Source organism: Mycobacterium sp. E2462 (assembly GCF_001672685.1).
Classification (GTDB): Bacteria; Actinomycetota; Actinomycetes; order Mycobacteriales; family Mycobacteriaceae; genus Mycobacterium.
Window position 1 is genome coordinate 1 of sequence record NZ_LZKC01000340.1, and the last position, 9,985, is coordinate 9,985.

General features: G+C 71.5%; 10 protein-coding genes and 1 pseudogene. 8 read left to right on the top strand and 3 right to left on the bottom strand.

The window, feature by feature from the left end; genetic code table 11:
- Window positions 1-45 precede the first annotated feature (45 nt).
- Window positions 46-678, top strand: a pseudogene (locus A5714_RS17905) (acyl-CoA dehydrogenase family protein); the annotation flags it as partial.
- 9 nt (window positions 679-687) lie between these two features.
- Window positions 688-1,596 (top strand): biphenyl-2,3-diol 1,2-dioxygenase, encoded by a 909-nt coding sequence (gene bphC, locus A5714_RS17910; RefSeq protein ID WP_068287349.1) that lies wholly within the window; start codon window positions 688-690, stop codon window positions 1,594-1,596.
- Here bphC and A5714_RS17915 read toward each other — a convergent pair.
- Genes A5714_RS17915 through A5714_RS17925 form a run of 3 tightly spaced genes read right to left on the bottom strand, consistent with a single transcriptional unit; the run spans window position 1,593 to window position 3,930 of the window.
- Window positions 1,593-1,862, bottom strand: coding sequence for a ferredoxin (locus tag A5714_RS17915; RefSeq protein WP_068287361.1), 270 nt, complete (start codon window positions 1,860-1,862; stop codon window positions 1,593-1,595). The two genes, bphC and A5714_RS17915, sit on opposite strands and share 4 nt — an antisense overlap.
- Before the next feature lie 39 nt (window positions 1,863-1,901).
- Window positions 1,902-3,038 (bottom strand): Rieske 2Fe-2S domain-containing protein, encoded by a 1,137-nt coding sequence (locus tag A5714_RS17920; RefSeq protein ID WP_068075618.1) that lies wholly within the window; start codon window positions 3,036-3,038, stop codon window positions 1,902-1,904.
- Window positions 3,039-3,075: 37 nt separating this feature from the next.
- On the bottom strand, window positions 3,076-3,930 hold the full coding sequence (locus A5714_RS17925) for a hypothetical protein (protein ID WP_068287364.1): 855 nt from the start codon (window positions 3,928-3,930) through the stop codon (window positions 3,076-3,078).
- Window positions 3,931-4,197: 267 nt separating this feature from the next.
- On the opposite strand from A5714_RS17925, the gene A5714_RS17930 reads away from it, so the two are divergent.
- From A5714_RS17930 to A5714_RS17955, 6 genes are all read left to right on the top strand, one after another.
- Window positions 4,198-5,085: a DUF1295 domain-containing protein gene (locus tag A5714_RS17930; protein WP_231975922.1), complete on the top strand. Its 888-nt coding sequence runs from the start codon at window positions 4,198-4,200 to the stop codon at window positions 5,083-5,085.
- Window positions 5,082-6,206: an FAD-dependent oxidoreductase gene (locus tag A5714_RS17935; RefSeq protein WP_068287352.1), complete on the top strand. Its 1,125-nt coding sequence runs from the start codon at window positions 5,082-5,084 to the stop codon at window positions 6,204-6,206. Before A5714_RS17930 ends, A5714_RS17935 begins: the two co-directional genes overlap by 4 nt.
- A 9-nt stretch (window positions 6,207-6,215) precedes the next feature.
- Window positions 6,216-7,205 (top strand): LLM class F420-dependent oxidoreductase, encoded by a 990-nt coding sequence (locus A5714_RS17940; RefSeq protein WP_068287354.1) that lies wholly within the window; start codon window positions 6,216-6,218, stop codon window positions 7,203-7,205.
- A gap of 32 nt (window positions 7,206-7,237) precedes the next feature.
- On the top strand, window positions 7,238-8,491 hold the full coding sequence (locus tag A5714_RS17945) for an APC family permease (protein ID WP_068287356.1): 1,254 nt from the start codon (window positions 7,238-7,240) through the stop codon (window positions 8,489-8,491).
- Window positions 8,492-8,683: 192 nt separating this feature from the next.
- Window positions 8,684-8,983 carry a hypothetical protein gene (locus A5714_RS17950; protein ID WP_068287372.1) on the top strand — a complete coding sequence of 100 codons (300 nt, stop codon included), beginning with the start codon at window positions 8,684-8,686 and terminating at the stop codon, window positions 8,981-8,983.
- 118 nt (window positions 8,984-9,101) lie between these two features.
- A partial coding sequence (locus tag A5714_RS17955; protein WP_156747373.1) for a serine/threonine-protein kinase occupies window positions 9,102-9,985 on the top strand: 884 nt, incomplete at its 3' end.

A 9,985-nucleotide genomic window follows, 5' to 3' on the forward strand; every position in this document is an offset into this window, starting at 1 on the left:
CGCAGCCCCACCACGTTCCACGAGTCCTCGACGATCTGATAGTCCTTGCGCGGCACCGGCTCCAAGGACGTTGTCGTCAAAGACGCGTTCGTGCCGAGCTACCGCACCATGGACGCGGCGAAGGTGATGGACGGCACCGCGCAGCGCGAGGCGGGCATGACCGAACCGCTCTACCTGATGCCGTGGTCGACGATGTTCCCGTTGGGCATCTCGGCGGCCACCATCGGCATCGCCGAGGGCGCCCTGGCCGCCCACCTGGATTATCAGCGGGGGCGCGTGGGCGCGACCGGCACGGCCATCAAGGACGATCCCTATGTCATGCACGCCATCGGGGAGGCCGCCGCCGACATCAACGCGGCGCGCCAGGAGCTGTTGACCAACGCCGAGCGGATCTACGACATGGTCGCCGCCGGCAAAGAGGTCTGTTTCGCCGACCGCGCGGCGGGCCGCCGCACCCAGGTGCGCGCGGTGTGGCGCGCGGTGTCCGCGGTCGACGAGATCTTCGCGCGCTCGGGCGGCAACGCCGCGCGGATGGACAAACCGCTGCAACGGTATTGGCGTGACGTGCATGTCGGCCAGCTGCACGCCATCCACGTGCCCGGCACCACCTACCATGCGTCGGCGCTCAGTTCGCTGGGCATCGACCCACCCGACGGCCCGCTGCGTGCGTTGATCTAGGAGTTTGCCGTGACCGACCTGAAAAGCCTGGGCTACATCACCATCTCCACCAACGACATCGAGCGCTGGCGCCGTTTCGCGTTCGGCGTGCTGGGTTTCGCCGAGGGCACGGGGCCCGACCCGTCGGCGCTGTACCTGCGGATGGACGAACGCGCCGCCCGGCTGATCGTGGTGCCGGGCGAGACCGACCGCGTCCTGACCATCGGCTGGGAAGTCCGCGATCACGCTGCGCTGCAACGGGTTATCGCGACGCTCGAGGCGGCCGGGGTGCCGGTCAAGCAACTGTCGGTGGAGGACGCCGAGGCGCGCCGCGTCGAGGAGGTCATCACCTTCGAAGACCCGGCCGGCACGACGCTCGAGGTGTTCCACGGCGCCGTGCTCGACCACAGCCCGGTGGTGACCCCGTTCGGCGCGCGGTTCGTCACCGGCGACCAGGGCATGGGCCACGTGGTGGTGCCCGCGATGGATTTCAACGGCGCGTTCGAGTTCTACACCGAGGTGCTGGGATTCCGTTCCCGGGGCGCGTTCCGGGTGCCGCTGCCCAAGGAGTTCGGCCCGGTGCGGGTGCGCTTCCTGGGCATCAACGAGCGGCACCACAGCCTGGCGTTGGTGCCGGCCGCGCATCAGCGGGACCCGCGCCTGGTGCACATCATGGTCGAGGTCGACAGCCTGGACGCGGTCGGCCAGGCACTGGACCGGGTGAACGCCGAGGGCTTCCAGCTGTCGTCCACCCTGGGCCGGCACACCAACGACAAGATGGTCTCGTTCTACGTGCGCGCCCCGGGCGACTGGGACATCGAATTCGGCACCGACGGGATGCGGGTCGACGAAACCTACTACACCGCCGAGGAAATCACCGCCGACAGCTACTGGGGCCACCAGTGGGTGGGCGAGATGCCCGCGGCGATGCGGCTCTAGCCGGAAATGTCGTGCGGCGCGCCGTCGACCTGGTCGACGACGGGCAGCTCCCCGCGGCACACCGCGTCGCGGATCGACGCGCCCAGCGCCGAGCAGGCGAGAAACACGAACCTGTCGATGTGCGCCGCGATCCGCCCCGCGTCGGCCAGCTCCGCGCAGCGGTCCGTCGCGTCGGCGTTCCACTGCACGCTGGTCTGGTTCCAGCTGCTCTTGCGGGCCAGCACCCGCGCCGCGCAGGTGCCGCACGTCACCGGCGTCATCGGCATCGCGTCGAGCCGGTTATCCTCGCGCACAATGCATCTCGGTCAGCGGGTCCGGCCCGCCATGTTGGCCTCGATCTCGCGCATCCACGCCTGGTAGGGCCGGGTGGTGTCGAGCTCGAACTCGAAACGGTCCACCATGTCCGGTGCCACGTCGGCCACGTCGACGTAGAACTGTTGATACCACCGGCGCAGCTGATAGACCGGTCCGTCCTCCTCGACCAACAACGGGTTGTCGATGCGCGCCTTGTGCCGCCAGATCTGCACGTCCTGCTCGAAACCGAGCTTGACGTATTCGCCGAGTTTGACCGCCGTGCGCATCGCCTCGTCGCTGGGCAGCGACTCCGACTTCTTGACGATGATCCCGTATTGCAGCACAAACGAATTCGCATCGATCGGGTAGTGGCAGTTGATGAGCACCGTCTTGGCGTCGCCGTGCCGGTAGTGGTAGGTCAGGTCGTCGATCATGAACGACGGGCCGTAATAGGACGCCACGGAGGTGTTGCCGAGCAGCTGCGCGCCCTCGGTGCCGCCGAGGTCGGGGCGGCCCTCGCCGTTCATGTACTGCGTCGCGACGTGGCCGGAGAAGATGTTCTTGAAGTAGGTGGGCAGCGCGCCGTGGATGTAGAAGAAGTGCGCCATGTCCACGACGTTGTCGATGATCTCGCGGCAGTTGCTGTGCACCACCGTGGTGTACCAGTGCCAGTCGGTCCACTCGTCGCTGTCGGCGCCCTCGATGCGCGGGATCGTGATGTCCGGCGGGGGCGGGTTGCCTTCGGGATCGTTCCACACGAACAACAAGCCGTCCTGCTGCAGCGTCGTCCACGCCTGGGTGCGCGCCAGTTTCGGCGCGCGCCTGCTGTAGGGCACCCGCTTGCACCGGCCGTCGCCGCCCCAGCGCCAGTCGTGGAACGGGCAGGCGATCTCCTCGCCCTTGACCTCGCCCTGGGAGAGGTCACCGCCCATGTGCCGGCAGTAGGCGTCGAGCACGTGCAGGGCGCCCGCGCCGGGCGGCCCGCCGCCGAAGACCACGAGCTTGCGCCCGAAGGCGTCGACGGCGTGCGGCCTGCCGTCGTCGAAGTCGCGGATCAGGCCCAGGCAGTGCCAGCCGCGCGCGAACCGTGCGGGGGCGGCCTGCGCCTCGATCTCCCGGATCTCGTCGGTCTCCGACAGCGGCGTCATAGCTCACGATTTAACTCCTGCCGGGCGCCGGCGGGTATCACTTCACGTGTAAGCCGCGCCGGCGCACCCACAGCAGGGCGGCGCCGGTGCCCGCGAACCAGACGGCGACCGCGATGCCCAGGTGCACGAAGCTCTTGGTGTCGCGCCCGAACACCGGCCGGATCAGCGACGGCACCGTCGTCCACAAGACGTTGTGCTCCACCCCGTTCATCGGGTCCGCCACGTAGTAGAGGGCGTAGGGCAGCGTCAGCGCCGCCAACCAGCTGCGGGTGCGGCGCCGGTCGGCGCGTTGGCGCCAGCGGCGCAACAGCGGCTCGACGCTCACCGGATGCAGCACCGAGATGAGGTTGCCAACGCCGAGCCAGGACACGATGGGCACCCCGACCGTGGGGACGGTGATGCCCAACCGCGCAGGCGTGTACAGCCACAGCGTCAGCAGCATGGCAGCCACCAGGGTCGGCAGCCCGACGATGGCGAGCAGGGCCAGGTTCTTCACCAAGAGGAGGCGATGGAAGGGGACGCCGTTCGCCAGGGCCTGTTGGACGCGGTAGTGGTCGGCGCCCAGCAGGTTGGTGGTGGTGACGTCGGCCAGCACCCAGGAGGAGAAATACGTGCCCACCAGGATCACCCAGTCGGTGTGGTGGCGGCCGACGGTCAACGGCTGCACGAGCAACCAGGCCGCGGCGAACACGACGTTGGCCACCACGCCCGTCAACCAGGTTCGCGGCGGGGTGAACGCCCAGCGAACCTCCGCGACCACCGCCGGCCACAGCGGTCGCTCGAAGTCCGCAGCGGCTCGCCGCGCCCGCGCCGGGCGGGGCGCGCAGGCGCGGGCGAAGGCACGCACCGCGGCCCCGACGCGGGGATGCGGCGGGCTCGGCGACTCCGTCACCACGCGGGCGCGTCTGCGCGTCACCTGATCTGCCCCCTGAGCGAGCGGCTGGTCCGCAGGCAGGATAGCGACCCGGCGGCGCGACGGCATGGTCGCCGGGCCGACGGAGCCGGCCGACGGCCCGGTAGAACGTGTTACAGTTTGCCGACCTCGGCCGTTGGTCGCGGCCGCCCGGGCGTTTCGACGAGGAGGCCCCCGCATGAGTTGCGTTGTGGTCGAACGGCTTTGCGCAGGCCGCCGGTCCACGGCAGGCCCGGCGGGGTGCCGGTGACCGCCACCGTGACGCGGTCCCGCTCGCTGCTGTGGGTCACCGTCGCCTACGTTGCCGCGGTTGCGGTCGCCGCCGCCTGGCTGGCGTGGGGGCCGGCGACGGGCCGGCTGTGGCTGGATTCCCTGGTCGCCGACGTGCTGGCCACGTTGGTGGTGTTCGCGTTCAGCCGCTCCTTCGGCAACTCCAGCTTTTACGACGCCTACTGGAGCGTCGTCCCGCCGCTGCTCACCCTGTACTGGTGGGGTGTGTCGGGGACGGCCCGCCTGCGCTGCTGGCTGGTCGCCGCGCTGGTCCTGGTGTGGGCGGTGCGCCTGACCGCCAATTGGGTGCGGGGCTTCCCCGGCCTGCATCACGAGGACTGGCGCTACGGGATGTTCCGCGAACGCGCGGGCCGCTGGGAGTCCGTGGTGGACCTGGTGGCGATCCACCTGATCCCCACCCTGCAGGTGTTCGCGGGCATGCTGCCGGTGTATGTCTGCGTGACGCACCGCGGCGCCGACGTCGGCTGGCTGACGGCCGTGGCGTTCGCGCTCGGCCTGGGTGCGGTGGCGCTGGAGGCGATCGCCGACGCTCAGCTGCACCGCTTCGCGCGGACGCGGCAGCCCGGGGAGGCGCTGCAACGGGGGCTGTGGGGCTGGTCGCGGCACCCGAACTACTTCGGGGAGTGCGGTTTCTGGTTCGCGCTGGCGCTGTTCGGTGTGGCGGCCTCGCCGCGCGACGCCTGGTGGTTGTTCGCCGGCGCGCTGGCGATGCTGGCGATGTTTCTGGGGGCAAGCATCCCGATGATGGAGCAGCGCAGCCTGGACCGCCGGCCCGAATACCAGGCCGTGCTCGACCGGGTCTCGCGGTTCGTGCCCAGGCCGCCGCGCCGGGCGGCCCGATGAACCGTAGGCGCGTGGTGATCGCCGGGCTCGGTGACGCCGGCCTGCTGACCGCGATCCGGTTGTCCCGCTCCGCCGACGTCGTCGGGATCTCCGCCAAACCGGCGCTGGTGAGCGGCCAGGAACTGGGGGTGCGGCTCGCGCGCCCCGACGACTGGGCGCGGGACTACTGGGTTCCGTTCGACCGGTTCCGCCGCCTCGACGCGGTCCGGACCGTGCAGGCCTCGCTCACCGGCGTGGACCTGGCGGCCCGGGTCGTCCACGGGCGCCGGGTCGACGGGTCGGCGATCGCCGAACAGTACGACGCGCTGGTCATCGCCACCGGCGTCAGCAACGGCTTCTGGCGCCAGCCGACGCTGCAGTCGGCCGCCGACATCGGCGCGGGCCTGCGCGCCGCGCACGACCGGCTGGCCGCGGCCGCGTCGGTGACCGTGGTGGGCGGCGGCGCCGCGGCCGTCAGCAGCGCCCTCAACCTCGCAACCACCTGGCCGCACAAGCGGATCGACCTGTACTTCCCCGGCGCGGCCGCCCTCGGCGAACACCACCCGCGCATCTGGAAGCGGCTGCGCGATCGGCTGATCGCGGCCGGGGTGGGCGTTCACCCCGGCCACCGCGCCGAGCTGGCCGAGGACTTCACCGGCGACGAGATCACCGACGGGCCGGTCCGCTGGACCACCGGGCAACCGCCCGCCCACGCCGAGGCCGTGCTCTGGGCGATCGGGCGGGTGCGGCCCAACACCGGTTGGCTGCCGCCGGAGCTGCTCGACGAGCGCGGGTTCGTCCGGGTCACCCCGCAGCTGCGGGTGCCCGGGCACCGCGGCGTCTTCGCGGTCGGTGACGTCGCCGCGACCGACCCGCTGCGCAGCTCCGCGCGCAACCGCGGTGACGCCCTGGCGGCCCGCAACGTCCTGGCCGAGTTCGGCGGCGGGCGGCTGCGGACCTATAAGGCCCCCACCCGGCGGTGGGGCTCGCTAGTGGGTATACAGCCCGACGGGCTCGAGGTTTTCCTGCCCACCGGCCACGCGTTCCGATTCCCGCTCTGGTCGGTCCAACGAGTGGTCATGCCCGTCATCGTGCGGTGGGGCATGTATCGCGGAGTGCGGGACAACAACCCGTTCGGGTAAGGAGTGGCCATGCAGTGCCGGATCTTCACCGACCCCAGCAACGGCGCCACCTACCAGGACCTGCGCGACACCGCGAGCTTGGTCGAGCAGTTCGGCTATGCCGGATTCTTTCTGTCGGACCACTACTCCCCCTTCGCCGGTGCCGGGCTGCCGGGCCCGACCGACGTGTGGACCACGCTGGCCGGGCTGGCCCGCGAGACCTCCCGCCTGCGGCTGGGCTCGCTGGTGACGTCGGTGACCTTCCGGCATCCCGGGCCGCTGGCCATCGTGGTGGCCCAGGTCGATGCGATGAGTGAGGGACGCGTCGAATTCGGCCTGGGGGCCGGGTATTTCGAGCCGGAACACCGGGCCTACGGGATCCCGTTCCCCCCGGTGGGGGAACGCTTCGACCGGCTGGGCGAGGCGCTGGAACTGATCACCGGGTTGTGGGCAACGTCCGTCGGGCAGCGGTATTCGTTCCCGGGGCGGCATTTCGAGCTGCGCGATTCGCCCGCGCTGCCCAAGCCGCGGCAAACCCCGCGGCCGCCCATCATCCTCGGTGGCATCGGCAAGCGGCGCACGCCCGCGCTCGCCGCGCGCTTCGCCGACGAATTCAACCTGCAGACCAGCAGGCGCCGGGCGCCGGGCGATCAGCGCAAGAGCGAACTGAAAAGCGACGACGTCGCGACGCAGATCGAGCTGGTCCGCCAGGCGGCCCGCGACATCGGCCGCGACCCGGGTGACATCGCCTTCTCGATGAGCGCGCTCGCCGGGGTCGGTCGCACCCGCGAACAGGCCCGGGCCGCGCTCGACCCGGTCCATTTCGGCTCGCAGTCCTTCGACGGCACCGTCCTGTGCGGCTCGCCCGCGCAGGTCGTCGACCAGTTGGGGCCCTACGCCGAGTTGGGGATCTCGCGGGTCTACGTGCGCGCCCCGAGCGCCGTCGGCGCGCTGGCCGGCAACCTCGAGCTGTTCGCCGCCGAGGTGCTGCCGCAGCTCGGGACGCTTTCTGCGCGTTGACGTTTCACCCGGATCGGCTGTTCAATGGCGGCATGAGCCCCGCGCCGGACGGCGAGCTTCGGCGCAGCCTCGGGCTGTTCGACGCGGTGGTGATCGGGCTGGGCTCGATGATCGGCGCCGGGATCTTCGCCGCGCTGGGGCCCGCGGCCCGGGCCGCCGGCTCCTGGCTGCTGCTGGGGTTGGCCCTGGCGGCGATCGTGGCCTATTGCAACGGCACCTCGTCGGCGCGACTGGCCGCCCGCTACCCCACCTCCGGTGGGAGTTACGTCTACGGGCGCCGGCGGTTGGGTGACTTCTGGGGCTACCTGGCGGGGTGGGGTTTCGTCGTCGGCAAGACCGCCTCCTGCGCGGCGATGGCGCTGACCGCCGGGCTGTACGCCTGGCCGTCTCACGCGCACGCGGTGGCGGTGGTGGCGGTGGCGGCGCTCACCGCGGTGAACTATGCGGGCGTGCACAAGTCGGCGTGGCTGACGCGGGTCATCGTGGCTCTGGTGCTGGCCGTGCTGGCGGCGGTCGTCGTCGCGGCCTTCACCTCCCGTGCCGGCGACGCCGAACACCTGCGGCCGGCGGGTGGCACCGCCGGTGGTGTCGCGCAAGCCGCCGGGTTGTTGTTCTTCGCGTTCGCCGGCTACGCGCGCATCGCCACCCTGGGCGAGGAGGTGCGCGATCCGCGGCGCACCATCCGGCGGGCCATCCCCCTGGCGCTGGGCATCGCGCTCGCGGTCTACGCACTGGTCGCGGCCGCGGCGCTGACCGCGCTGGGCCCGCAGCGCCTCGGACAGGCCGCCGCGCCGCTGTCCGAGGTGGCCCGCGCGACGACGTCGGGGTGGCTGGTGCCCGTCGTGCGGGTAGGGGCGGCGGTCGCCGCGCTGGGGTCGCTGCTCGCCCTCATCCTCGGCGTCTCCCGGATCACCCTGGCGATGGCCCGGGACCGGCACCTGCCCCACGCGCTGGCCGCCGTGCACCCGCGCTACCAGGTGCCGCACCGGGCGGAACTGTTGGTCGGCCTGGTGGTGGCCGCGGCCGCCGCGACCGCCGACCTGCGCGGCGCCATCGGCTTCTCCTCGTTCGCGGTGCTGGTCTACTACGCGGTGACCAACGCCGCCGCGCTGACGCTCGGGCGCGACGAGGGCCGCCCACCGCGCGCCGTCCCGGCGATCGGGCTGCTCGGCTGCGTAGTGCTGGCATTCGCGATGCCGCTGCCCTCGGTGCTGACCGGGCTGGCGGTCTTAGGGCTGGGCGCCCTCGGCTACGCGGCCCGGCGCCTCAGCGGCGGGCCGGCCTAGGCGGCCCGGGCGCGCTCGGCATGCGGCCCGCGGCGCCGGTTCTTATGATGAAAGAGGCCCTCGCCGGCACCGAGAATCGACCCGCGCGAACGGCCTCACCCCATCCACCCTCATGCACTATCTCTAGGGCAGCAGCGAAGGACCACCGGCCAGGTGAGCAGCGCGAACGACAACGACTACCGAAACCTCGCGGTGAATCGCCTGCGGCCCAGCGAAATTCGCTGGGCGCTGAACAACGACGCCGTGCACGGCATCGCCTACGCCTTCAAGAATCCCGTCGCCGTCGCCGACTCCCTCGACGATCCCGACGACGACCGCAAGACCTACCTGGTCCGCGTCCGCCGCGACGACCTGGCCAGGGCCCTGAGCCGGATCAACGACTGGATTAACGAGAACCCCGGCACGGCCGGCATGCAGGCCTACGGGTTCGTGCGGGCGCTGTCGCGCGAGGGGCTCACCGAGCGCACCACCGGCGACGACGACCTGCGCTGACCCGCCCCGTCGCGTCGGCCGCTTTGCCTAATCGCCGTGCCCCGCGGGCCGGCAAACCTTAGCCTGGTCGTGCACGCCGCCGCCGGTTTGTGACGCGTCGGCGGGTGAGGAGTCTTCGATGGGTGACGCGTCGGCGGATTCGCGGGTGGGGTCGCAACTCGGCCCCTACCGGCTGCGGCGGCTGGTCGGACGCGGCGGCATGGGCGACGTCTATGAGGCGGAGGACACGGTGCGCGACCGCGTCGTCGCGCTGAAACTGATGTCCCCGGCGCTGTCCGGCGATCCGGTGTTTCGCTCCCGGATGCAGCGTGAAGCCCGCACGGCGGGCCGGCTGCAGGAACCGCACGTCGTCCCCATCCACGATTACGGGGAGATCGACGGCCAACTTTACGTCGACATGCGCCTGATCGACGGCACCGACCTGGCGCGGCTGCTCAAGACCTACGGGCCGCTCGCGCCGCCGCGGGCGGTGGCGATCGTGCGCCAGGTCGGGGCGGCGCTCGACGCCGCCCACGCCACCGGGGTGCTGCACCGCGACGTCAAGCCGGAGAACATCTTGGTGAGCGCGGCGGATTTCGCCTACCTGGTGGACTTCGGCATCGCCAGCGCCGCCTCCGACGAGCAATTGACGCAAAGCGGCAGCACCGTGGGCACCACCAAATACATGGCGCCGGAGCGGTTCCGCAACGGCGCCCTGACGCCGCGGGCCGACATCTACGCCCTGACCTGCGTGCTCTACGAGTGCTTGACCGGTTCGGCGCCGTACACCGGCGACCACCTCAGCGTGCTGGGTGGCCACCTGCACCGGGACATCCCGCGGCCCAGCGCGGCGCGGCCGAGCATTCCGGCCGCGTTCGACGCCGTCATCGCCCGCGGCATGGCGAAGAACCCGGCGGACCGCTTCGCCACCTGCGAGGACCTGTCCGCCGCCGCCTACGCGGCGCTGGTGCCGCCCGACCGGGACCCGGACGACACCGCCTACCTGATCTACACCTCGGGCCG

Coding starts and splice junctions, on each gene's coding strand:
- A5714_RS17940 (WP_068287354.1), top strand. CDS start 6,216: ATGCAGTGCCGGATCTTCACCGACCCCAGCAACGGCGCCACCTACCAG.
- A5714_RS17945 (WP_068287356.1), top strand. CDS start 7,238: ATGAGCCCCGCGCCGGACGGCGAGCTTCGGCGCAGCCTCGGGCTGTTC.
- A5714_RS17915 (WP_068287361.1), bottom strand. CDS start 1,862: ATGCCGATGACGCCGGTGACGTGCGGCACCTGCGCGGCGCGGGTGCTG.
- A5714_RS17920 (WP_068075618.1), bottom strand. CDS start 3,038: ATGACGCCGCTGTCGGAGACCGACGAGATCCGGGAGATCGAGGCGCAG.
- A5714_RS17935 (WP_068287352.1), top strand. CDS start 5,082: ATGAACCGTAGGCGCGTGGTGATCGCCGGGCTCGGTGACGCCGGCCTG.